Annotated in this window: 20 protein-coding genes and 1 tRNA gene; 10 read left to right on the top strand and 11 right to left on the bottom strand. The window is 58.1% G+C overall.

What is annotated here, in order from left to right; translation table 11 throughout:
- Positions 1–5 precede the first annotated feature (5 nt).
- Complete coding sequence (gene fepB, locus WM42_RS01590; RefSeq protein WP_062035394.1) at positions 6–1,031, top strand: Fe2+-enterobactin ABC transporter substrate-binding protein; 1,026 nt, start codon at positions 6–8, stop codon at positions 1,029–1,031.
- 70 nt (positions 1,032–1,101) lie between these two features.
- On the opposite strand, the gene WM42_RS01585 is transcribed toward fepB, so the two are convergent.
- The 3 genes from WM42_RS01585 to putP are packed head-to-tail and all read right to left on the bottom strand — an operon-like array spanning position 1,102 to position 3,742.
- Positions 1,102–1,545: a hypothetical protein gene (locus WM42_RS01585; RefSeq protein ID WP_062035392.1), complete on the bottom strand. Its 444-nt coding sequence runs from the start codon at positions 1,543–1,545 to the stop codon at positions 1,102–1,104.
- 37 nt (positions 1,546–1,582) lie between these two features.
- Positions 1,583–2,119 (bottom strand): HNH endonuclease family protein, encoded by a 537-nt coding sequence (locus tag WM42_RS01580; protein ID WP_062035390.1) that lies wholly within the window; start codon positions 2,117–2,119, stop codon positions 1,583–1,585.
- A 60-nt stretch (positions 2,120–2,179) separates the two neighbouring features.
- Complete coding sequence (putP, locus tag WM42_RS01575) at positions 2,180–3,742, bottom strand: sodium/proline symporter PutP (RefSeq protein ID WP_062035388.1); 1,563 nt, start codon at positions 3,740–3,742, stop codon at positions 2,180–2,182.
- A 237-nt stretch (positions 3,743–3,979) separates the two neighbouring features.
- Between putP and WM42_RS01570 the strand changes: the two genes are divergently transcribed.
- The 7 genes from WM42_RS01570 (at position 3,980) to WM42_RS01540 (ending at position 12,860) form a co-directional block, all read left to right on the top strand.
- Entirely contained in the window at positions 3,980–7,021 is a 3,042-nt protein-coding gene (locus WM42_RS01570) for a DEAD/DEAH box helicase (protein ID WP_062035386.1), read from the top strand.
- Positions 7,021–7,854, top strand: a complete 834-nt coding sequence (locus WM42_RS01565) for an SWIM zinc finger family protein (RefSeq protein ID WP_062035384.1) — start codon at positions 7,021–7,023, stop codon at positions 7,852–7,854. Before WM42_RS01570 ends, WM42_RS01565 begins: the two co-directional genes overlap by 1 nt.
- Positions 7,855–7,908: 54 nt before the next feature.
- Complete coding sequence (locus WM42_RS01560) at positions 7,909–9,006, top strand: metallophosphoesterase family protein (RefSeq protein ID WP_062035382.1); 1,098 nt, start codon at positions 7,909–7,911, stop codon at positions 9,004–9,006.
- A 4-nt stretch (positions 9,007–9,010) separates the two neighbouring features.
- Positions 9,011–11,590 (top strand): AAA family ATPase, encoded by a 2,580-nt coding sequence (locus WM42_RS01555; RefSeq protein WP_062035380.1) that lies wholly within the window; start codon positions 9,011–9,013, stop codon positions 11,588–11,590.
- A gap of 36 nt (positions 11,591–11,626) precedes the next feature.
- On the top strand, positions 11,627–12,145 hold the full coding sequence (locus WM42_RS01550; protein ID WP_062035378.1) for a MarR family winged helix-turn-helix transcriptional regulator: 519 nt from the start codon (positions 11,627–11,629) through the stop codon (positions 12,143–12,145).
- Between the two features lie 84 nt (positions 12,146–12,229).
- Entirely contained in the window at positions 12,230–12,517 is a 288-nt protein-coding gene (locus WM42_RS01545) for a hypothetical protein (protein WP_062035376.1), read from the top strand.
- 142 nt (positions 12,518–12,659) lie between these two features.
- Entirely contained in the window at positions 12,660–12,860 is a 201-nt protein-coding gene (locus tag WM42_RS01540; RefSeq protein WP_062035374.1) for a hypothetical protein, read from the top strand.
- Between the two features lie 91 nt (positions 12,861–12,951).
- On the opposite strand, the gene WM42_RS01535 is transcribed toward WM42_RS01540, so the two are convergent.
- The gene (locus WM42_RS01535) at positions 12,952–13,377 is read right to left on the bottom strand and encodes a cupin domain-containing protein (protein WP_062035372.1); all 426 of its coding nucleotides are present in this window, start codon (positions 13,375–13,377) and stop codon (positions 12,952–12,954) included.
- Between the two features lie 321 nt (positions 13,378–13,698).
- On the opposite strand from WM42_RS01535, the gene istA reads away from it, so the two are divergent.
- Both istA and WM42_RS01525 read left to right on the top strand, forming a co-directional pair.
- Positions 13,699–15,309 (top strand): IS21 family transposase, encoded by a 1,611-nt coding sequence (gene istA, locus WM42_RS01530; RefSeq protein WP_062035370.1) that lies wholly within the window; start codon positions 13,699–13,701, stop codon positions 15,307–15,309.
- A 6-nt stretch (positions 15,310–15,315) separates the two neighbouring features.
- Positions 15,316–16,083, top strand: a complete 768-nt coding sequence (locus tag WM42_RS01525; protein ID WP_062034988.1) for an ATP-binding protein — start codon at positions 15,316–15,318, stop codon at positions 16,081–16,083.
- Here the strand turns inward: WM42_RS01525 and WM42_RS01520 are convergent.
- From WM42_RS01520 to WM42_RS01490, 7 genes are all read right to left on the bottom strand, one after another.
- Positions 16,001–16,963 (bottom strand): hypothetical protein, encoded by a 963-nt coding sequence (locus WM42_RS01520; RefSeq protein ID WP_062035368.1) that lies wholly within the window; start codon positions 16,961–16,963, stop codon positions 16,001–16,003. The two genes, WM42_RS01525 and WM42_RS01520, sit on opposite strands and share 83 nt — an antisense overlap.
- Positions 16,964–16,966: 3 nt before the next feature.
- Positions 16,967–17,293: a DUF2651 family protein gene (locus tag WM42_RS01515; protein ID WP_062035365.1), complete on the bottom strand. Its 327-nt coding sequence runs from the start codon at positions 17,291–17,293 to the stop codon at positions 16,967–16,969.
- A 194-nt stretch (positions 17,294–17,487) separates the two neighbouring features.
- Positions 17,488–17,561 (bottom strand) — tRNA-Arg (locus WM42_RS01510).
- A gap of 94 nt (positions 17,562–17,655) precedes the next feature.
- A complete protein-coding gene (locus WM42_RS01505; protein WP_062035363.1) occupies positions 17,656–18,291 on the bottom strand; it encodes a LutC/YkgG family protein in 636 nt (211 codons plus the stop codon).
- On the bottom strand, positions 18,288–19,793 hold the full coding sequence (locus tag WM42_RS01500; RefSeq protein ID WP_062035362.1) for a lactate utilization protein B: 1,506 nt from the start codon (positions 19,791–19,793) through the stop codon (positions 18,288–18,290). The genes WM42_RS01505 and WM42_RS01500 overlap by 4 nt, the downstream gene beginning before the upstream one ends.
- Entirely contained in the window at positions 19,793–20,578 is a 786-nt protein-coding gene (locus WM42_RS01495) for a (Fe-S)-binding protein (protein WP_061925881.1), read from the bottom strand. The genes WM42_RS01500 and WM42_RS01495 overlap by 1 nt, the downstream gene beginning before the upstream one ends.
- Positions 20,579–20,908: 330 nt before the next feature.
- Positions 20,909–22,561: an L-lactate permease gene (locus WM42_RS01490; protein WP_062035359.1), complete on the bottom strand. Its 1,653-nt coding sequence runs from the start codon at positions 22,559–22,561 to the stop codon at positions 20,909–20,911.
- Positions 22,562–22,638: the final 77 nt, after the last annotated feature.

The following is a 22,638-nucleotide window of genomic DNA, read 5'->3' as shown; positions in this document are numbered from 1 at the left end:
AAAAATTGAAACGACATCTCAACGCTATTACGGCGCTAACGGTTGTATTAGCTACCAGCGTGGCGCTTGTTAGCTGCAGCAGCCAAGACGCTGGTGAGCAGGAAAGACCTGAGGCTCAGACGCAAGCGACGCAGACGGGGCAGTGGCCCCGCACCGTAGAAACCGATGACGGCAACCTCGAGATTGAGGCACAGCCACAGCGCATCGTCTCGACCTCGACGACACTGACCGGTTCGCTCCTCGCCCTAGACGCGCCCGTCGTGGCCTCGGGCGCGACCAAGCCCAATATCGAGGGATTGTCCGATGATCAGGGCTTTTTCAATCAATACTCGGAGCAGGCCAAAGCTAAAGGAGTTGAAAAGCTGTGGTCGAATTCTTCACCAAACCCAGAAGACGTTCTGCCTTACGAGCCGGATCTAATCATCGTTTCAAAAAATGGCGGCGATTCAGCCTATGACCAGGTGGATCAGCTGCGGAAGATCGCGCCAGTGATGGTGGTGGATTATACGAAGGCCTCGTGGCAAGACGTCACGACCATGCTGGCGAAGGCAACCGGCAAGGAGGACAAGGCCAAACAAATTCTTGCGGACTTCGACCAGAAAGTGGACAAGGTCGCGAAATCCATCAAGGTCCCAGATCATGCGGTGTCGCCGCTAACCGTCTTTGGAGATGGCTCGGGCGCAGCTGCACTGACGCACAAGGCTGCGCAATCGCAGCTCCTGGAAAGACTTGGCTTCACGCTGACGGATATCCCTGAGCAAGTAAAGGGTGATACTTCGATGGGCAAGTCGCGCGGCGACATCGTCCAGCTGTCCTTGGAAAACGTGCAAAAAGGTCTGCCAGGCGAATCTTGGATCGTCGTCGCTGGCGATAAGAAAACCCAAGCGACAATGGAAAAGGAACAAGCCTTCAACACTTCACCGGCATATAAGAATAAGCAGGTCTACTTTTTGCCAGGGGAGACCTTCCGCCTTGATTACTTCTCCGCGCAGCTGATGCTCGATTCCCTGGCCAAGCAGTTTGCTGAATAAGCGCAAGGCCCCAACAGCATAAATAGGCCGCGATCCCCACGGATCGCGGCCTATTTATGCTGTTGGCTGATTAGACAAACATCAAGATTGCGCAGATCATCCACAGCAGGTTGAAGATGCCGGAGAAAGCAGAAAGCTGCTTCTTCAGACCTTCAGCGTCCATGTCTTCGGCGCCGTCGAGAGCAGCGATGGCCTTCTTCTGCTTCGGCACAATCAGGAAGAACAGCAGGCACCAAGCGATAACTGCCAGCAGGATCGCGATGTGGAACTGGACTGCGGACTTGTAGGCTTCGAGGTCCGTCAGGAAGACAGCGACGCCCAGAACCGGCACGATGGCGGAGACGTAGCCATAAGTGTTGGTGATCTTGTGCAGGATGCGCGCTGCACCGATTGCCACGTGCTCACCATTGGCGGCGCTAAACATCTGACCAGGGAAGGCAGAAATTGCCACGCAGACTGGGCCGATGAGCAGCACTGCTGCGAGGACATGCAGAATTACTAGAAGACTAGTCATGGAGGCCTTTCACTTCAGTTTGGGGTTCGCAAGAAGTTTAGTCAGTGGTGAGCTGGAAATCGAACCGACACTGTCTGCGCATTACCCGTACATCCGCAGCTGGAAGGGGCAAATCATATTTGCGTGCCACGGCCGCAAGCCGGCGGGAGTAGTCGCAGCGGTTGGCAGGCGGTAGCCACTCGGAAGGTAGGGAATCGGACTTGTCCTGGTTGAGATCTTTTGCAGTTGCCACCAAGTTGAGCGGGTCATTGGCAAAGGCTGTCTTGCGCTGCCTATCCCAGCGGAAGGCGCCCATGTCCCACGCCGCTGAAAGGGGGAAGACGTGGTCGACCTCAACGGAGGCTGGGCTGTGTTTACCCGAATAAGGATCGTATAGGCCGAAGGCGGTGGCCTGGGCATCTCGTACAATGTCCTTCGTATCGGGTAGCCAGCCGCCGAAGGCTTCGCGTTCGTAGCCGATGATGCGAACTCGCATATCTGCTTCTGCTACGCCCAAGGGCGGGCCCGGCAGGAAGTGGTTTAGGCCCCACAACGCAGTAACCGCGCACAGCCCGGCAAGAAAATAGTGCTTCATAGACTATTTAGACTTGTGCCGTGCTGTGCGCGGTTCCCGGTGGGGAGATATAAGGGTGGCTTAGCCTTGTACCTTCTCTGCTGCTTCCTCGAAGTCCAAGTTTTTGTTGTTTTCAACAAGCTTGGCCAGCTGGGAAGCTTCTTCGAACTCGGTGACGACCTTGGTATCTGGTGCCTTGGTCACTAGGGAGACCACGACGGTGACCACCAGGGAGATGGCAAAGCCTGGGACCAGCTCGTAGAGGGCATCGGAAAGCGCAGACATGCCCCAGCCGACAGCCACGACGGCACCGGTCACCATGCCGGCAATCGCGCCGGTGGAGTTCAGGCGCTTCCAGTACAGGGACAGCAGCACCAGCGGGCCGAATGCGGAACCGAAGCCAGCCCAAGCGAAGCCGACCAAGCCCAGGATGGAATCGGAAGGATTAATCGCCAGGACTGTCGCGATGATGGCAATGGCAACCACAGCCGTACGCGATAGGTTAATGAGAACGTCCTGGGATGGCTTTTTCTTTGCCACGATCATGAACAGATCCTCGATCAGAGAGGTGGAAACCACGAGCATCTGTGAGGACATGGTGGACATGATGGCGGCCAGAACCGCAGTAAGAACCAGACCTGCAAAAAGTGGGTGGAACATGACCTGCGCCATGTCAAGGAAGATGGTTTCGTAGTTTTCCTGATCGGTAATGGCGTGATCAGTGTTGGTGAAGAATACCGTGCCGGCCAAGGCCACGAAGATGGCGCCAATCAGGGAAAGGAACATCCAGCTGACGCCGTAGAAGCGGCCCGCGCGGGCGTCGGCAGGCTTGCGCAGCGCCATGAAGCGCACGATGATGTGCGGCTGACCAAAATACCCCAAGCCCCAGGCTAGGTTGCCGATGATAACTGCTGCGGAAACACCGGAGAAGAGCGAGAAGTACTCAGGGTTTTCAATGACTCCGCCGGAAGCATAAGGATTCTCCGCCGCGAAGCTGAAGATATCGCCAGGATTATCCAAAGTCATGATTGCCATGATTGGAACGATGATGAGAGAGGCGAACATGAGCAGGCCCTGCACGGTATCGGTGTAGGAGACCGCGAGGAAGCCGCCGACGAAGGTGTAGAACACGGTAACGGCCGCAACGATCAGCATGCCGACCAGGTAATCGCCGCCGAAGGTGGACTCGAAATAGCGGCCGCCGGAGACCATGCCGGAAGAGACATAGAAGGTAAAGAAGAAGATGATGATGGCGGCCGAGAGAATACGCAGCACGCGGGACTTGTCATGCAGGCGGTTCTCAAAGAAGGACGGAACGGTAATCGAGTTACCGGCAATCTCAGAGTAGGAGCGCAGGCGTGGGGCGACCCATTTCCAGTTGGCCCATGCGCCAACCAGCAGGCCGATGGCCATCCATAGCTCTGACATACCCGTTAAGAACAATGCGCCAGGCAGGCCCATGAGCAGCCAGCCGGACATGTCCGAGGCGCCGGCGGACAGTGCCGCGACGAAGGGGTGGAGTCCACGCCCGCCCAGGACATAATCGTCGTACTGGTCTGTTTGTTTATAGCTCCAGAAACCGATGGCGGCCATCGCGAGCAGATAGAGAATCATCGCCACGACGTACCAAGTGGAATCTTGCACGGATTTCTCCTCGTTGTTTGAGAGTAGGACCCTCCCACGCTAACGTGACGCTCATTACAACCCAACGAGATTCTGTCCCGTTACCAAAAATATGTGACTCCATACACAGGTAAATCTCATGGTCTATCAGTGGAAACGTAAGAATGTAACGAGACTATAACGATTGCGCTTTCTTGCAATTTTCGCCCTCAAAGCTCTCGCCCTGCCCCCAAATGGTGCGCTGCTAGACTGGCAGCTATGGCTTCTTACCTTCTCCACGGCCTTTGGCTCCCAGTCTCGGGGCTTAGCCTATGGATTGAGCAGGTGGAAGGGCACAAGATCGTCATGCCTTCGGCAGTGCCAGAGGGGACTTTCCCCGAGGTGGTGGAGACAATTCTTGCCAAGAAGTCCTTCCGCAACCGCGCCCGCGTCTCTTTGCGCACGCCAAAGGGCAAGGACGTCTCCCTCATGGTTCCCATGGCCATGTTTGCTCCCGAGGAAGCCGTGGCCACCCTGGCCAAGATGGAGTTTTTAGACTCACTAAGCCAGGCGGCAACACCGGAACAAAAAGCCACCATCGCCCCAGATCTTCTGTGGCTGATTCGCGCCTACCGGGGACTTAGCAAGTTCGTGCGCGCCGGGCGTGTAACCATCCGCCTTTCCTATCAGGGCGGCGAGTGGTTCCCCATGTGGCAGCTGACCTCCGGATTGGGCGAGCGCGGATGGCTCGCTGAGATGCTGGCTGCCGCGCCGGGCATTTTGATCATCAATAACCGCGCGCTTTCTGATGACATGGCAGACGAGCTGACCCACTGGATCGCATTTACACAGTTGCGCTCGCTTGCCGACGCCCCGCGTCCCGCACCGTGGCACGACTTCGCGCAGGCCATGCTCACGACCTCACCGGTGAAAAAGGGGCGCGCGCAGCTGCTGCGTGCTCTAAACGAGTGGAAAGACTCGATTACCTCTGTCGACCTGCAGTTGGTGTTCATTGTGGAAGAGCCCGGCCCCGATGAAGCTCCAGAATCCAGCGTCTGGCCCATCCGCGTGCAGGTCCGTTCCGGCACCGACGCTCCGCGCCCCATCATCGAGGAGCAGCTGGACAGAGGCAGCGTGGTCAAGCTGCGCGACTCGCAGCGCAAGGCACTTAGCCTGGCGCCGCGCCTGCGCGAGTCTTCGGCCGTTCCGGACTATGACGCCGGCGATTGGGATGTATTCTTGGGCACCGATCAGCTGGTGGAGTTCGTTTCCAAGGACGTCGCCCAGCTCAAGGCAGCCGGCTTTACCGTGCTGCTGCCTAAGGCATGGGCGCACATGGAAACCAAAGCCAAACTGGAAATCCGCGAGGTGCGTGACCCTGCCGAAGGATCCACCAAGGCCCACCTCGGCATGGACAAGCTGGTGGAATATGATTGGCATCTTTCCGTAGGCGATATTGAGCTCACCGAGGAAGAGATGCGCCAGCTGGTGGCGTCCAAGTCCGGCCTGATTCGCCTCCGCGGCGAGTGGGTGACCGCCGATACCCAGGCGTTGTCCAAAATTTCCGAGTACATGGACAAGCTGGCAGAGACCGCCAAGAAGCGCAAGAAGAAGGAACTCGAGCGGCTTAGCGCTGCCGCCGAGCGCGCTCGGAAGCTAGAACAGCCGGGCTGGCAGGAACTTGTCGCGGACGTCGAAAAGCGCTTGCAAGAATTCAACGAGGGCGAAACTTCCCAGGTCTCCGTGGCGGAGCTGCGCGAGTTGGCCCTGCAATCCATGGCCGAGGAGCCAGTGGAGTTTACCGGCTCGACGTGGCATACCTCTCTGCTTGGCGGCATGGATTCTCCCGCGCCCGCGCGCGTCGAGCTGCCCGATACCGTCCAGGCGGAGCTGCGCGAATATCAGCGCCGCGGCGTGGATTGGCTCTACTGGATGTCCCGCAACAACATTGGAGCAGTGCTTGCCGACGACATGGGCTTGGGCAAAACCCTCCAGCTGCTTACGCTGCTTGCCATCGAGCGCCAAGAAAATCCGGAGCTTAAACCGACCATCGTCGTGGCGCCTACTTCCGTGGTGGGCAACTGGGCGCGCGAGGCTGCGAAGTTCGTGCCGAGCCTCAAAGTCCTGGTGCAGCACGGCTCGGATCGCCTGAAGGATGAAGAACTTATCAAAGCCGCGGAGAAGGCAGACCTCGTCATCACCTCCTATGGCACGGTGGCTCGAGACTTCCTTACCTTGGGCAAGGTGGAATGGGACCGCGTGGTCCTCGATGAGGCGCAGGCGATTAAGAATGCCGCGACGCGTTCCTCGAAGGCGGTGCGCTCGCTGCCTTCGCGTCACCGTATCGCGTTGACCGGCACGCCGGTGGAAAACCGCTTGTCGGAGATGCGCTCCATCCTGGATTTCTGCAATCCCGGCGTCCTAGGCAGCGCGTCCTTCTTCCGCAATCATTTTGCCAAGGCTATCGAGCGTGAAAACGACGAGATCATGGCCGAGCGCCTGCGCCAGCTGACAGCGCCGTTTATCCTGCGCCGTCTCAAGACGGATCCGAACATCATCGATGACCTGCCAGAGAAATCGGAGCAGATCATCACCGTGGCGATGACGGCTGAGCAGGCGGCGTTGTACAAGGCGCTTGTTGACGACGTGCAAAAGGCCTTGGAGGTCCGCGAGGGCATGTCGCGCCGCGGCCTAGTGTTGGCCTCGCTGACACGCATCAAGCAGATCTGTAACCATCCGGCACACTATCTGGGCGATGGCTCTGCCATTACCATTAAGGGAAAGCACCGCTCGGGCAAGGTCGAAGAGCTGATGCGGATTGTGGACCAAGCTGTAGAAAGCGAAGAACGCATCCTCATTTTTACCCAGTACAAGGCCTTCGGCGACCTTTTGCAGCCTTATCTCACCCAGCAGCTGGGCAGGGACATCCCGTTCCTGCACGGTGGGGTGACAAAGAACCGTCGTGACCGAATGGTGGAGGAATTCCAGGCGCCGGACGGGCCGCCGGCGATGATCCTCTCGCTCAAGGCAGGCGGCACGGGCCTGAACCTGACCGCGGCGTCGATTGTCGTGCACATGGACCGCTGGTGGAATCCCGCCGTGGAAAACCAGGCGACCGACCGTGCCTTCCGCATTGGTCAGCAACGCAACGTGCAGGTCTACAAGATGATTACTGCGGGTACGCTCGAGGAATCCATCCAGGACATTTTGGACGGCAAGACACACCTGGCCGGCGCCGTGGTGGGCGAGGGCGAAGGCTGGTTAACCGAGCTGGATCCGGAGCAATTGGCACAGCTGATGAGTTACAGGGAGGCTGACTAATGGCGCAGCATACTAAGTCTGAGGAACACGACAACGTCATCTATGCCAACTTCGGCGCGCGCAAACGCGTGAGCACGCCGGAGGAGGTCGGCCGCGTCTCTCGCGTGCGCAGCATGGCTCCTGCGGCAACGCGCATCGTCTCCTTCGTGAATAAGGAGGCCGACTCCGGGCGCATTACCCGTGGTCGCCAGTACGCCAACGGCGGTCACGTGGTGGGCCTGGACGTGCGCAACGGCGCAGTACACGGCAAGGTTGCCGGTTCCCAGAACGAGCCTTTCACCGTGTTGTTGCAGGTGCCGTATCGCACCAACGATGACGTGGCGGAGCTGAGCCAAATGTTTGCCCGCACGCCGAACTCGATCGCGAACGCACGCGACGGCCTGCTCAGTGAGGAAGCGCTCGACATTCTCATTGCGCAAGACCCAGCCGACATGCGGTTTTCGTGCACCTGCCCGGACCCCGAGTACGTGTGCAAGCATGTGGTCGCCGTGGCCGACCGGCTGGCGGCGCGCATGGATGCCGATCCCTCGGTGATCTTTGCGCTGCGCGGCTTGGACTTTGCGCGCCTCGAGCAGGCCGTGATGGAGCAGGCGAAAAATGTCTCCCAGGACAGTTTTTCCGGTAGCAGCCTCAGCCCCGAAGAGCGCAACGAGCTGTTTTGGGAAGGCCGGCAGCTGCCCGATATGCCGCGCCCGAAAGTGGCACCGGCAGTTGATGACTCTGACCCAGATCTGCTGCGTAAGGCCATGCGCGCCGTCAGCCATACGAACATAGATTTGCTTCGCGCGGTCTCTGATGTCGAGGACCTTTACTATCATCTGACTCACCAATAGGCATAAGGGCTTAGTACCTGCTGCCGGAGACTTTAAAAGGGGAGAGTTTCATCCATGGTGACCTTCATCCATACCTCGGACTTTCAGTTGGGCATGACCCGCTGGTTCCTCGAGGGCGAGGCCCAGGTGCGCTTCAACGATGACCGTGAGGCGGCCGTTGTCAGGCTCGGTGAATTAGCCGCGGAAACCGGCGCGGAATTCATCGTGGTGGCAGGTGACGTATTTGAGCATAATTCGCTCAGCAAGGCCACCTTGGGCCGTGCCAAGGAGGCCTTTCGCAATCTGCCGGTGCCTGTTTATCTGTTGCCCGGCAACCACGATCCGCTGGTGGCGGATTCCATCCTGCGCAAGCCTTTTGCGGACAATGTCCACGTCATCGCGGATTCCACCCCGATTGAGGTGCGCGAAGGAGTAGAGATCGTCGGTGCCCCGTATCTCTCCAAGCGCGCAAACTATGACCTCGTGCAGGCAGCGCTCGCCCCGCTCGCGCCTTACGACGGCGTCCGAATCGCCGTAGGCCACGGGCAGGTGGAAGCACGCGAGTCTGAGGCTGACGTTATTGACTTAAAGTTTGTCGAAAACCAGATTTCTGAGGGCGTCATCGATTACCTTGCTCTGGGAGATACCCACTCCACGCAGGCCTTGGGGCAGTCGGGGCGCGTCTGGTTCTCCGGCAGCCCGGAGACTACCGCTTTTGATGACCGCGAGCGCGATTCCGGCAATGCACTGGTCGTGGTAATCGACAACGGGCAGGTTGAGGTCACCCCACACCACATCGGCCGCTGGGCTTTTCGCGCCGTGGCGGCAGACGTCAACTCCGACGAGGATGTCGAGCGCTTCCTCACTGTTCTCGATGACATGCCGAATAAGTCCCGTACCGCAGTGAAGTATGGCTTGCGCGGCACGGTGGGGTTGGGCGCCCAAGCGCGTTTGGAGCAAGGCTTGGCCGAGCTCGAGCCGGTCTTCGCCTCGCTGCGGCCGCGTGAGCGAACCATGGATTTGCACCTTGCTCCCGATGAGGAGGAACTTGCCAGCCTAGAGCTTTCCGGCTTTGCCGCTGATGCCTTGGCGGAGTTGGTGGAAAACCTGGAGGACCCTGTAGCCCGCGACGCAGTCAATCTGTTGTTCCGTCTCAGTGTGAAGGAGGCCTAACGCCATGATGCGTCTACACAGCTTGGAAATCTGGAACGTCCGCGGCGTCGAGCATCTGCGCATCGAACAGCTGCCGGAGACCGGCGTCGTGGTCATCCACGGTGAGAACGAGGCCGGCAAGTCCACCATCGTGGAAGCCATCGATACCGTGCTGACGGAAAAGCACACGGGTGCCGCTAAGAAGATTAAGGCGCTCAAACCGGTGGACCGAGATGCGGGCCCTGAGGTAAAGCTTGAGGTCACCGTGGGTCCGTATCACTTCCGCATCCACAAGCGCTGGCTCAAGAAGAAGATGTCTGAATTGCGCGTTCTGGCACCGCGTGCGGCGCAATTTACTGGCGGCGAGGCCGATGACGAGCTGGATCGCATCTTGAACGAGCATCTTGACCGCCAGCTCCTTGACGCTCTGTTCCTCCGCCAAGACGACCTAGGCTCAGGCGTGGCTGCCGTGGGAATTCCATCGGTGACAAATGCCTTAGAAGAAGCCAGTGGTATGGATACCGCGGCCGCGGAAGACTCTGAGCTGGTCAATCGCGTGCAGAGGGAATACGAAAAATACTTCACCGCGCGCACCGGGCAGCCGGCTAAGGAACTAAAGGATGCCCAAGAGCGCTACAACGCGGCAGAACTTGCGCACAATGAGGCCACGGAAGCATTGCGCCAGCTTGACGATGTCGTGGTCAAGCACGAGGCTGCACAACTTGCCAAGCGCGACGCCGAGGAAGCATTGCCGGCAGCACAGGCAGAACTAGCCGAGCGCGAAAAGGACGTTGTTGAGGCCCGCGCCGCCCTCGAAAAGATCGAAGCCCAGCGCGAAGTGGTTGACCGCGCTGCGGCAGATGTGGAGGCCAAGAAAGAAGCCCTCGAACGCCGCCGCAGCGCGGTGGAGGAGGTTTCTAGGGCCGCTGCGAATCTCACGGCTTTAGCCACCAAGGTCGAAGAGCTTAGCGCGAGCGTCGAAGATGAGAAAGAAATCCGCAGCGCGCTCGAGGAAAAGCTCGAGCGCGCAAATCAAACCTATGAGAAGGCACGCGCCAACCTCCAACACGCGCGAAAGGCGCACAAGAAGAAGGAGCGGGAGGCCCTTGGCGAGCGCCTTGAGTACCTGGGCAAGCTCGACAAAGAACTAGCTGACCGCCGCGCCGAGCTAGCTCAAGCACCAGAGATTGCGAACCTGAAAGACATCGAGCAAGCCGCCAACGAAGTTCAGGTCCAAGAACGCGTCTTTGCTGCGGCCTCCGCCAAGCTGGTCATCAGCGGTAAAGGCGAGTTCGAGGTCGACGGCGAAGTCCAACAAACCGACGACAACACACAAACCATCCAGCTACGCGATGGCATGAAGTTTGCATTCGGCAAGCTTCAGGCAACCTACCAAGCAGCAGCCGGTGATACCTCGGCCGATACCGTGGCACAGGCACGCACGCGCCTTGCGGAACTGCTTGAAGACGCTGGTTGCGAAGACCTTGCTGCGGCACAGAAGCTACGCGAGGAATTCTTGGAAAAGCAGCGCGCCGTCGAACAAGTTCAGCGCGAGTTCAAGGCGGCCTTGGGCACCGACGACCTAGGCGAGCTCAAAGCAAAATATGCCGCACAGTCAGGGGTCTTTGAAGAGCCTAGCGAGCACGAAGGCACGGACGTATCTGAGGAAGCACTCGACTTGTCTGCCGCCGAGTCAGCTGAGGAGGCCGCGCGCAGCGAAGTCACCATGGCGGAAAAAGAGCTGGCCCCGTACCGGGATAGCCAGGTGGCCACGCAGCTGGCTGCGGCGACGGCGCGGCATGAATCCGCTGCCAACCTGCATGCTGCAGCTGAGGAGGCTCTGCGTCAGGCCCGCGATGCAGCAACGGATGCAGACGTTAAAGAGGCTCTCCATGCGGCGAAGGTGCAACTGGAGCAGCAGCGCGAACGCCTGCAAGAACTAAGCGCCATCGACGTCGATACGGTGTTTGCTCTGCACAAGGGCGCGGAAAAACAGGTACGTAGCCTGAACAACGCAATTTTGAAAGCCGATGGCGACATGCGCGAATATGTCGGCCGAATCGAGATGCACTCTGGTGTGGCCGAACGCCTGGCTGCAGCCAGCGCCGAGCTGGAAATCTCGCGGGAGGTACTCGCGGCCGTCGAAAAGCGTGCAAATGCTGCCCGCTATCTGCGGGAGCTGTTGCTTAAGCATCGCGATGCTGCGCGCCAGCGCTACGCCGCGCCTTTCGTGACAAAGCTTAATGCTCTCGCGCGCACCGTCTTCGGCGGTGACGTCGACTTCGAGCTCTCCGAGGAGCTCGTTGTCACCGCGCGTAGCCGCAACGGCCAAACCATTGATATGGGTTCGCTTTCCGGCGGCGCGAAGGAGCAGCTGGCCATCCTTACACGGTTCGCTATTGCCGGGCTCGTTCAAGAGTCCGGTGTGCCCGTCATTGTGGACGATGCGCTGGGCTCTACTGACTCGACGCGCCTGAACCTGATGTCGACGCTCTTCGCCCAGGTAGGCAAGCATTCGCAGGTGCTCGTGCTTACATGTATGCCGCAGCGATACGCGCGTGTACCGGAGCGCACGGAGCTTGCCATGGACGAGCTGAAGGCTTAGTTTTTCTCAGTAAATCCAGTGTGTACTGTTATTTGCATGACTACGGGAACTCGCTGGCTTAATGAGGAGGAACAGGAGCTTTGGCGCCTGCTCCTTGGCGCCATCCGCAAGATCAATCGCGGCATGGAAGAAACGCTCATGTCCGGTGGGGAAGTCTCTGCTTCTGAGTTTGCCGTCCTAGTGACGTTGTCCGAGCAAAAAGATCATCAGATGCGCCTGCGCGAGCTGTGTGCCGAGCTGGATTGGGACCGTTCCCGCACATCCCACCAGGTAACGCGCATGGAAAAGCGCGGGCTCGTCACCAAGTGCAAGAGCGTCGGCGATGCCCGCGGCGTGGTGGTAAAGATAACCGATGATGGTTTTACCCGCCTCGAGCGCGCTGTTCCTGAGCACGTCGAGTCCGTGCGCCGCCTTGTCTTCGATCACCTAAGCGAGGAAGATGTTCCCTCGCTGGTTAACTTTTTCAAAGGAGTGCTAGCAGTAAAGAACGTCCCTGGCTACGAAGGATTCGTACCGGACGAACTTCTGCACGGGCAAGACGAACCGCAGGCTTAAGCTTGCAAGGCCAAGGTCTTACTTGACCTATCATGTGCCGTAGCGCCCAAGCCATAACACACGGAGCCTCAGAAGGAGACCACTATGATGGGACAAGAGCTCTTCGAGCACCCTAAGCGCCAGTACCCGCACTACAACATCACTGTTCTCGATGACCTGGGCGACCCGGAAGCTCACCTCGAGGGAATTGCTAAGGAAGAACAGGTGGCTGCTATGGACGCCGCCTTGGAGAAATTTCCAGACGCTGCAATTACCTTTGACGAGGAAGGCGGCCACTGGATTGTTGGCGAAGAAGCCGATATCAACCGCATGTTCGCCGATAGAGACGCTTTTGTCGACGCCCTCGAAAACAACGAGGACCCTGGTATTTAAAACAGGCCGCAATGGTGTCAATCAAACGGTGGATAACTACAAATTCATAACGATCTACTGCTAAAGTTAGTGCCAGTGATTACTCTTGCTAGGCGAGGTGTGCCTAGGGAGTACAAGGCGCAGTGAAAGGAAACAACGGATTATGAACGAATACGAGGCACAGGAACAGCGCGAAGCAGCTGCACGTGACAAGGCTGACGGCTGGGTATCTGTGTTCGTCCAGTGGATCCCGAACATGCTCCTGGCTTTCGTTCTCGTTACCGCTATGTTCCTCGGCATGTTCTACATCGAGCACGGCTCCCTGGACATCACCCAGGAGATCGTAAACCCGTTCATCAAGTAGTACTTGGAGAACTCAAAGCTCAATAGCTAAATATTAAAATGGCGGCCCATCTTCTGGACCGCCATTTTGTTGTTTTAAAAGCCTGCCGCAATTAGTGCTGCTCGTTCGGATCGTTGTCCGCGTCTTCCTTGGTCTCGTGGATGGTGCCCTTAACGTGATCCGGTGCGGCGTAGATGGAGTAGAGCTTTGCCGGCTCGGAGCCCTCGTTGACAAAGTTGTGCCACTTGCCAGCTGGTACGAAGATGGCAAAGTCGTCTTCGACTACCTGATCGATGTCCAGGTTGTCCTTGTCTTCACCAATCATGATGCGGCCCTTGCCGGACTCGAGGCGCAGGAACTGGTCATGGTCATCGTGGACCTCCGCGCCGATTTCGCCGCCGGCAGGAATAGACATGACGGTCATCTGCAGGTATTGGCCGGTCCACAGGGTGTCACGGAAAGCATCGTTAGCCAGGGTGGTCTCTTCGATGTTGAGAACATAAGGGTTCGGACCATGGTCGGTGCGCAGATCTGACATGTCAGGTACCTCCTTGTAGAGATTATGGTTCTTCAACACCAGCTTATGCGCGCCCGCGTATTAATGCATCGGATTCTCTTTTCTCGTATCTTCGCCGCCGTCCTGCCATTGCCTCTTATGCTGTTCGGACTTTTTGTGGTTGCGCATGGACATCACGCCGATGGTGCCGTTTCGGCGTAGTTGGTAGGGGCAATCCGCGTAGTTGGTCGGGGTTTTCCGGATAGATGGTAGGGCTCTCTGTTTTCGGTCATTGTATAGGTGGCGTTGGCACAACTTGTGCCGGCGCGTCATCACCTTTCATGACCTTAAGGAGGGCCTTTCATGGCCAACTTCAAAGACATCATGGCGATGTGTTTGGACGGGGGAAGCTATGCTGCCATCTCTGCGGCGTTGGGATGTTCCAACCGGGATATTGCCAAAACCAAGACACTGATTGCGGACCTGAGCATCACCAAGGAGTCGTTTGCTCAGCTGGATCCATCATTCTTCGACGAGCACTTCAGCGACCATCGCGGGGCCCGTCGCAAGCGCTACGACCAGCCAGACTTCGAAAAGCTCGCCAAGCGACTAGCCAATAACAAGCACTTGACCCGCCACAAGCTCTGGCTGGACTACGTTGCTGCACCTGTCGGTGAAGGCGAGTCGAAGTATCAGTACTCCCAGTTTTGCGAACGCCTGCGCACCCACATCCGCACCACTGGAATGACCTCGATTATCGAACACGAGCCAGGCCAGGAACTCTATGTCGACTGGGCCGGCGACAAGGTTTCCATCATTGACAAGGCCATCGGTGAAGTCGGCATGAAAGCCAGCTTATTCGTGGCCATCTGCCCCTATTCTTCACTGTTGTTTGTGACAGCAACAGCTAACGAGAAGATGGACAACTGGATTTCCTGCCATGTGAAAGCCTTAGACTACCTCGGTAAATGCCCTGGCATCATCGTTCCTGACAACGCACCGACCGCGACTTATCGGCCGGTGAAGAACAAGCCCGGCCGGCGCATTCAACAACGCTACGCGGACTTCGCCGACTACTACGACATCCTGCTCGTACCGGCCCGACCTGGAAAACCTCGGGATAAGGCCGCTGTGGAACGCGCCGTCCAACTCGTCTACTCGCGCATCCTCGGCTACTTCGATGGGATCACCTTCTACAGTCTTGATGAACTCAATGAGGCTATCGCCCAGCGCGTCGACGACATCAACATGAATATGCCTAGGCCCGATGGGATAACCCGTAAAGAGTTGTTTGATGCTGATGAAGCGCCCATGATGCGTGACTTACCAGATACCCCGTTTACGGAAGTGTCCTGGCGAAACGTCAAAGTCGACCGTAACTGGCACATCTGCTGCGACTACCAGTACTACTCAGTGCCGTTCCAATACATCGGCAAAACCCTGCGGGCACGGCTGACCAACAGCCTGGTGAGCATCTTCGACGGCGACGACCTAGTCGCAGAGCACTCACGTATGCACGGGTTCAAGTACCGCTATTGCACTGACCCAGCCCATACCCCGGATAAGGACATTGCCGGGGTCAAACCTCTTACCCGTGACGAGCTGCTTGCTCGAGCATCATCATTTGGGCCGGCAACGGCCAAGGTCGTCTCCTCAATTTTGGAACGCAACGCCAAAGCCGTACCCCGCGGGCTACACACTGCCCGCAACGTGCTCGTCAAGCTGGGCAACAAGCACAACAAGACCACGCTTGAGCCTGCCTGCCAGCAAGTCATTGACCATAGCCTGGCACCCAACATGCAGGTCATCGCGCGGATTCAGGCCGACATCGCCCGCAACGGTCACACCCTCAACCAAACGCCAGCCGTCCAGGCCGATCACGCCCAGTCGCGCATTGTGGATATCACCGCAATCCCTGATGCAGTATTCCTGCGCCCAGCCAGCCACTACGACATCCCGAAGAAGGAGGCCTAGACCATCATGACCACCATCAACCTTGACGATGACATCCGAGCTACACTGCGTAAACTGCGTCTTTCCACCTTCGCTGATATCTTTTTCGACCTAGTCGCCGCCGATGACGCCAACACCGCTCTACCGGAGGAAATCTTCCTCAAAGCCGTGGAAGAAACCGCGGCCAAGCGCCGGCAAACCAACATCGCAAAAGCCATCACCCAGGCGAAATTCCGCTATCCGGGAGCAACACTCGCCGAGCTGATCAACCCAGATGAACGAGGGTTGAATCTACGCCAGCTCAAACGACTAGCCGCAACACCCTGGCGCGACGAACCTTCCAATGTGCACGTCCTAGCGCCCACCGGTGCGGGTAAAACCTACATCGCCTGCGCTATCGGTATTGCTGCTTGCCAGGCTGAATACAGTGTCGCGTACTACCGGCTGGATCAGCTCGTCGATGAATTAGGGGCCTTCCTGCCAGCAGATGAACGCTATGTAGCTAAAATGCGCAAGCTACAAAACATTGATGTACTCATCCTCGATGATTTCCTGACCATAGGAATCAACCAGCGCGGACAAGAAGACCTAACCAAGATCATATTCGACCGCGACGGCAGACTGCCGACCATCATCGTCTCCCAGACAACCGCCGCCTACTGGGTGAAGAAACTACCCGACCCCATCGGCGCGGACTCACTGGTCAGCAGACTCAATGCCGGACAGCGCATCGAACTCGGCGACTACGACATGCGCCAACACCTGGCAAGCGCCACATATGGCGCCAACGAGTAGTCGATCGGATTAGAAGCCCGGCCGCTGGCCCCAACAGGGCCAGCGGCCCGGCCCTACCACCTAGTCGGAATCCAGCCCTACCACCGTTCCGCAACACCCCTACCAACAAGCCGCTCTCAGCACCGATGGCGATACCGATGACGATGGGCACCCACACCTTCGAGTTATCGAGCAAGAAGACCATCCACTCGGGCAGCGCCGGGAGGTCAGGGAAATCGATGTTCGGCCAGTTGATGTCCGGCCAATCGATACTGATGGTTGGCAGATGGATTTGGGGAGGTTCGGGTATGTCTGGAAGGTCTGGCCAGTTGATGTCGGGGATGGGCAGCCAGTCCAGCAGCTTGCGAAGGATAGGACCAAGTACGATGACGGCCAACGCCCAGCCGCCCTTTCCGAGGCCTGCGAGGAGGGGATAGGTCACGCGTTTAACGGGGCTTTGCTCCATCTCTTCGCGACGCCGCGCTCCACGGCTGCCAGCTGGTGGATCGAACTCGACCACCTCTGAGCCGTTGTGATAGGTCACCTCGAGCAACTCGTCGAGAGCATTCGCGTGGAGCTTGAGGTGCGGCTTCGTGCGGTTGACAAGCTCTAAGCTGTGCAGCTCGTCGGTATCGATTTGTTTTAGTGCCACTCGCGCCGAAGACAACGAGGTGTACCTTCCAAGGACTTCGCCATCGCGGCAAATTTGCACGCGAATAGGTGGATTATCAATGAATGCCCGGATTCTTTCTTTAAGTGGCATGTTGGCGTCCAGGGCGGTGTATTCTTGCTCGCTCGGTTCTTGCGGCCAGTCTTCATAAGCTGCAGCAAACTCCACATCGGGGCCGACCGTGACTTCGAGTTTTCCGGCCTCCGGATGGTCAAGCGTCCACGTTTCCATGACCTAGGCCTTCCTTCCTGTTAACCAGCTGCCCAACCAAGCAAGCAGGACGACTTCAACTGCGTAAATCCACGTACCGGTGTTGTAGTAGACCTTGGTAGAAAGCCAAAATATAAAGGCCGCAATGAGCGGAAAGGACAGCGTATAGCGGAAGAGCCGGCCATCCAGCATGCCTAATGCCAATGCCATCACTGGCAGCAGCACCAGCATGGTCACAGTCGCTGTACTCCCACTAAGAGTTGCGCCCACAATCCCCGGTACCACGAAGAACGCTAACGCGGTAGCGATAAACGAGAGGTAGGCCCGCTTCGGACGAGACGTTGATTCCATGGCCCTGACCTTACAGCCCGCGAGATCATTCTTAGGAATGATTCTTTGACTTCGTGTGGTAGGGGGGATTCCTAATATCGAGCGACGGCGATGCGCTAGAGATATCTGGAAGCTGCAAGAAATGGAAAATGTGGATACGAAGCTAAAACCCTCGCCTGCCGGGTTGAACGCCGAGCAAGCGAGGGGAGAATTTGTGCCCCCGACAGGGATCGAACCTGCGACCTTCGGTACCGGAAACCGATGCTCTAATCCGCTGAGCTACGGAGGCAAATGATAGGTGGCATGCGCCAGATATCAACGGTGTGATTCTAGCGCATGCCGGTAGTTAGAAGCTAATGCGGGGTGAGTTCCGCATACGAGCCTTACTTCACGATGATGACTATGAGATCGCGCGGACCGTGCACGCCCTCGACGCGGGAGAGCTCAATATCGGAAGTAGCAGACGGGCCGGAAATCCAGGTTGCTGGGAAGTCCGGATTGATGCGCGAGACCATCTCCGGCACGCCGTAGACCACCTGCTCTTTGCGTACGATGCATACATGGCGGTCTGGGACCAGCGTGAGAGCGCGGCGGCCGCACAGCGGGCCCGCCTCCAGTACGATGGTGCCGGTCTGTGCGGAAGTTACGTGGGACTCAGTGAGCACGGCGTCGACAGTATCCAGCTCGCGTGGGTCAGACGTGGGATCGTCGGCGGTTAAGGTGACGTCGGAGGTGATGGCGTCGATAAGCGCGGCGTCCATGCCCTGTGCATAGGTCACAGTGGAGCAATTCTTGTCCGTGAAGACCTGCGAGATGGTCTGGGCCAGAGAAACTTCATCCGTAACGTGGACCTCCGCCTTGTAATCCTCTAGGCGGTCAACCAGCATGTCACGCAGCTCATCCGCGTTTAGCGTGCCCTGCGTTTCGTACTCGCGCGGGATGTCGACGTGTTCAGGCAGGCCTGCCTGCTTCTGCGCGGTGCGAATGCGCTTCAGGATTTCTTCTTTGGCGGTACTCACTTGATGCCCTCCTTCTTGGCCTGGGCGAGCAATTCTTTAGCTTCATCGGAGTCAAACCACTGACGGAAAGACTTCTTCGGGGGGACTGCAGTATCGCGGGCGTCGGACCAGCCGGAGAGGAACAAAGGCAAGTTATCGATGACGCCGTTGAAGCCGCCCAATACGCGGCCGAGAGCGACCATGTGGGTGATCTGGTTCCAGACCTTTGGGTGGCCCCACACGAGCTGAACCGCGCTAAACAGTTTGGATTCCACCGGCGGGGTAGCGTTGGTGACCTTTTGGTGGCGGTTTTCCAAGATGACGTCGGTCAGCGGAATCTTGACTGGGCAGACTTCGTCGCAGCGGCCGCAGAGCGAGCAAGCATAAGGCAGGCTGGCGGAAGGATCGTGGTGGTCCTTGATACCGGTTAGCTGCGGGGTAATGGAGATGCCGATGGGGCCTGGGTAGACCGAGCCGTAGGCGTGGCCGCCGGCGCGTTCGTAGACTGGGCATACGTTCAGGCAGGCGGAGCAGCGGATGCACTTGAGTGCCTGGTGGCCGATCGGACTGGATAGTGCTGCGGTACGGCCGTTATCCAGCAGAACGAGGTGGAAGTTCTGCGGGCCATCGTTTTCAGTTACGCCCGCCCACATCGAGGTGTACGGGTTCATGCGCTCTGCCGTGGAAGAACGCGGCAAAAGCTGCAGGAAGACCTCAAGGTCCTGGAATGTTGGCACGAGCTTTTCGACGCCCATCACAGTAATCAGGGTCTCCGGCAGGGTAAGACACATGCGGCCGTTGCCCTCAGACTCCACGATATTGATGGTGCCGGTTTCTGCGACACCAAAGTTCGCGCCGGAGATGGCGACCTTGGCCTTCATGAACTGCTCGCGCAGGAAGGTACGAGAAGCCTCCGCGAGTTCGGCTGGCTCAGCCTTTAGGGATTCATCCGTGTTCGGCATTTTGTTGACGAAGATGTCACGGATTTCGGCACGGTTGCGGTGGATGGCTGGAACCAGGATGTGGGAGGGCTTATCCTCGCCCAGCTGAACGATGAGCTCAGCCAGGTCGGTTTCGCGGGCATTGATCCCTACGGACTCGAGGTGCTCGTTCAGGCCGATTTCCTGGGTTGCCATGGACTTGACCTTGACGACGTCGGTCTCACCGGTCTCGCGGATAAGGCCCTCGATGATCTCGTTGGCTTCCTTGGCGTCGCGGGCCCAGTGAACAATGCCGCCGCGCTTGGTTACCTCTTCCTCAAACTGGAGGAGGAGCTCAGGCATCCGGGCTGCCACGTCCTCTTTGAGGGCGGAGCCGGCGTCACGCAGTTGCTGCCAATCCGGTAGCTCTTCGACGGCGTTGGCGCGCTTATTGCGAATAGTGGTGGTGGCGTGGTGCAGGTTGCGGCGCTGGGTAGCGTTGTTCAGGCCAACGTGTGCCAGCGGCACGAATGCCTTGCTGCCGCGCAGGTTGCCGTAACCTTCGGGCGCCCGCGGTGGGGTGGTATCGAGGAAGGAAGTCATTAGAGCATTTTCTCCTTGGAATATGCGGCCGTATCAGGGGTCCATGGGTGCTCCTTGGTGGAAGCCAGGATTTCGGCCATGTGGATAACGCGCACGCCACTGCGCTGGCGGGAGAGGGCGCCGCCGATGTTCATCAGGCAGGAAGAGTCACCGCCGGTCAAGTACTCAGCCTCGGTGTCCTTCACGTGGCGGGTCTTGTCCGAGACCATGGCTTGGGAGACCTCAGGATTCTTAATAGAGAAGGTACCGCCGAAGCCACAGCACTCTTCCACGTTTTCTAGCGGCACGAGGTCGATGCCTTCGACCTTGCTCAGCAGCTGGTACGGGCGGTCACCCAACTTCAAAAAGCGCAGGCCATGGCAGGAAGCGTGGTAGGTGACCTTATGTGGGAAGAAGGCACCTAAGTCGGTGCGCTGCTCGATGTCGACCAAGAACTCCGGGAGGTCCAAGGTCTTCTGGGAAGCAATCTTGGCTCCGTCGACGTCAGCGGAGGTACCGAAGCGGTCAGCAATCTTGACGTGCTGTTCGCGGACTGCGCCGACGCAGGAGCCAGAAGCGGAGACTACGTAGTCAATGGAAGGATCCGCGAAGGCGTCCGCATAGCTGCGGATCATCCCTAGGGTTTCCTTCTGATAACCGGTATTGATATGCATCTGTCCGCAGCAGGTCTGCTCTTCCGGGAAGACCACTTCATGGCCCAAGCGGGAGAGGATTAGTGCGGTTGCTTTGTGTGCGTCCGGGAAGAGGGCGTCACCAATGCACGTGGAAAATAGTGCAATTCGCATACTTTGCGCTCCTTTTACTGCCCAAGTTTGCCTCCGATGAGCTGGATGCAGGAGGCTCAGGCAAACGTTTTTCGTTGTGGAATAAATACTACCGATAACTCCGCAGATATTCTGTCGAAAAAGGCCTGTTTAACTGGGGTTATTTCACAACACTAGTGTTGCGAAATTGCTCACGTGCACAGATGGACGCACGTCTTTTGTCAAAGTCCGATCTGCGGCGCCAAGTGAGTGATGCGTCACTGGCAAGTTCAAACCTTTTGGGGGTATACAAAAGTCGCCACACCTAATAACCGGGTAGGTGCGGCGACTTTTTGGCTTTGAAAATTGCGGCTATGGAACCAGGAAGCCCAGCACGTTGGTCATTAGGAACACGATGATGCAGACCGTGGCTAGGAAGGCCAGAGAGTAGCCCACCACGGCCTTCAGGATGCGGGATTCCTCGCCTTCCATCTTGACGGCCGTTGCGGCGATGGCCAGGGACTGCGGGGAAATCATCTTGCCCACCACGCCGCCGGCGGTGTTAGCAGCAAGCATGAGGTCTGGATTGACGGAGATGCGCTCGGCGGCGGTGACTTGGAGGTTAGCAAAGAGAGCGTTGGCTGAGGTGTCCGAGCCGGTGACAGCCGTGCCAATCCAGCCCAGGGCGGGTGCGAAGAGGGCGAAGATGCCGCCTGCCGACGCCACGAACTCACCAATAGAGATGGTCTGGCCGGAGTAATTCATGGTGTAGGCCAAGGCTAGGACCAAGATAATCGTAAGCGCCGAGAACTTCATGCGGGCGCAGACCTCGCCAAACTTGGCAAGCGGCGCGGACTTTGCCAGATGGTAGTGGCCACCATCGTTGAAAATCCAGAAGATGATTGCCACGATTAGTCCAGAAATCAGCAGCAAGGTGCCGGGATTACCAAAGACGTTGAAGCTAAACGAGGTGTCCATTGCCTTGCCGGCAGAGTCGAGGACTGTGCCATCCAGGCCCGGCCAGGCGAACTTAATCTTCCAGAAACCAAAGAGCTTGGGCACGGCGGTGGCAAGCGCAAAGACTGCGGTAACCACGGCGTAGGGAAGCAGCGCCATCCAGATGCGGACGCCAGAAAGATCGGTGACTTCCTCCTGCGCTGGGATCTCCATGCGCTGACGCAGTTCGGCAACGCCCTTTGGCTTCCACATGCGCAGGAACACGAATGCGCAGCCCAGGGAAACGATGCAGGCCACGACGTTAGTCAGCTGGTAGGCAAAGAAGTTGGCCGCGGCCCACTGGGCGATGGCGAAGGAGCCGCCGATGACTGCGGCGGCAGGTGCTGCCTCCCTGACGCCGCGCATACCGTCCAGGATAAAGAGGATGAAAAATGGAACTGCGGCTGCGATTAGCAGGACCTGTAAGGAAATCAGGCCCGCAATATCGGCGGTCTGCTCCGCGGTGCGGCCGCCAACTTCACCCGCGGTGGTAACGGGGATACCCACGGCGCCGAAGGCAACGGGCGCGGTATTGGCAATAAGGACGGTGGTGGCAGCCTTCAGTGGTTTGACACCCAATGCCAGAATCATCGTTGCGGTAATCGCTACCGGAGCGCCGAAGCCTGCCAGGGCTTCGAGGAGGCCGCCGAAGCAGAACGCGATGAGGATGGCCTGGATGCGGATATCGCCTTCGCCAAGCAAGTCGAAGGTTTTGCGCAGATCCTCAAAGCGGCCGGAAGCTACGGTGATCTCGTAGAACCAGATGGCGGTGATGATGACCCAGACGATGGGAAGCAGGCCAAACAGGCCGCCGCGCACCGCAGAGGAAAAGGCCATGCCTGCTGGCATATCGAAGCCGAAGGTGGCGATGAGGAGTGCGACGGTGAGGGCAACTGCGCCCGAGGTGTGTGCGCGGGCCTTAAAACCCAGCAACATTATGAAGAAGGCGATAAGCGGTAGCGTCGCTACGGCAGCGGAAAGGCCAAGGCTACCGCCGATGGAATCCGTCGATATTTGGAAAGTGTTCATAGTTACCCAAGTCTCTAGAAGGAAAACGAGTGTTTTATTTAATACTTAGTCTTCCTAAAGCCTAAAACTTGAGCGAG

It is taken from the genome of Corynebacterium simulans (assembly GCF_001586215.1).
GTDB lineage: Bacteria > Actinomycetota > Actinomycetes > Mycobacteriales > Mycobacteriaceae > Corynebacterium > Corynebacterium simulans.
The sequence above is the reverse complement of the archived record's forward strand: the minus strand, read 5'-3'. Positions and strand labels throughout refer to the sequence as shown.